Annotated in this window: 1 rRNA gene; it reads left to right on the top strand. The window is 53.5% G+C overall.

The features are described 5' to 3' along the window. Positions 1–1,392, top strand: a 23S ribosomal RNA gene (locus ACRVY7_RS22570); the annotation flags it as partial. Positions 1,393–1,414: the final 22 nt, after the last annotated feature.

The following is a 1,414-nucleotide window of genomic DNA, read 5'->3' as shown; positions in this document are numbered from 1 at the left end:
AGTCTGAGAGGTGATGCGTAACCGTTGTGGTGAAGTCCATGATCCTATGCTGCCGAGAAAAGCCTCTAGTGAGTTGGTACACGGCCCGTACCCCAAACCAACACAGGTGGTCAGGTAGAGAATACTAAGGCGATCGAGAGAACTGTGGTTAAGGAACTCGGCAAAATGCCCCCGTAACTTCGGGAGAAGGGGGACCCATTCTGGTGACGACATTTACTGTTTGAGCTGGTGTGGGTCGCAGAGACCAGAGAGAAGCGACTGTTTACTAAAAACACAGGTCCGTGCGAAGTCGTAAGACGATGTATACGGACTGACGCCTGCCCGGTGCTGGAAGGTTAAGAGGACCGGTTAGTTCCCTTCGGGGGGCGAAGCTGAGAATTTAAGCCCCAGTAAACGGCGGTGGTAACTATAACCATCCTAAGGTAGCGAAATTCCTTGTCGGGTAAGTTCCGACCTGCACGAATGGCGTAACGACTTCTCTGCTGTCTCAACCACAGACTCGGCGAAATTGCAGTACGAGTAAAGATGCTCGTTACGCGCGGCAGGACGAAAAGACCCCGGGACCTTCACTATAGCTTGGTATTGGTGTTCGGTTCGGTTTGTGTAGGATAGGTGGGAGACTGTGAAGTGGGCACGCCAGTGTTCATGGAGTCATTGTTGAAATACCACTCTGATCGTATTGGACTTCTAACCTCGGACCCTGATCGGGTTCAGGGACAGTGCCTGGTGGGTAGTTTAACTGGGGCGGTTGCCTCCTAAAATGTAACGGAGGCGCCCAAAGGTTCCCTCAGCCTGGTTGGCAATCAGGTGTTGAGTGTAAGTGCACAAGGGAGCTTGACTGTGAGACGTACATGTCGAGCAGGGACGAAAGTCGGGACTAGTGATCCGGCACCAACGTGTGGAAGTGGTGTCGCTCAACGGATAAAAGGTACCCCGGGGATAACAGGCTGATCTTCCCCAAGAGTCCATATCGACGGGATGGTTTGGCACCTCGATGTCGGCTCGTCGCATCCTGGGGCTGGAGTAGGTCCCAAGGGTTGGGCTGTTCGCCCATTAAAGCGGCACGCGAGCTGGGTTTAGAACGTCGTGAGACAGTTCGGTCTCTATCCGCCGCGCGCGTTAGAAACTTGAGGAAACCTGTCCCTAGTACGAGAGGACCGGGACGGACGAACCTCTGGTGTGCCAGTTGTTCCGCCAGGAGCACTGCTGGTTAGCTACGTTCGGAAGGGATAACCGCTGAAAGCATCTAAGCGGGAAGCCTGTTCCAAGATGAGGTTTCTCACCCTCTTGAAGGGTTAAGGCCCCCTACAGACCATGGGGTTGATAGGCCAGAACTGTACGCCTAGTAATAGGTTTAGGTGACTGGTACTAATCGGCCGAGGACTTACCAACAACACCCAACACATCAACTTGT

The sequence above is a fragment of the Gordonia jacobaea genome, assembly GCF_965344965.1.
Classification (GTDB): domain Bacteria; phylum Actinomycetota; class Actinomycetes; order Mycobacteriales; family Mycobacteriaceae; genus Gordonia; species Gordonia jacobaea.
The sequence above is the reverse complement of the archived record's forward strand: the minus strand, read 5'-3'. Positions and strand labels throughout refer to the sequence as shown.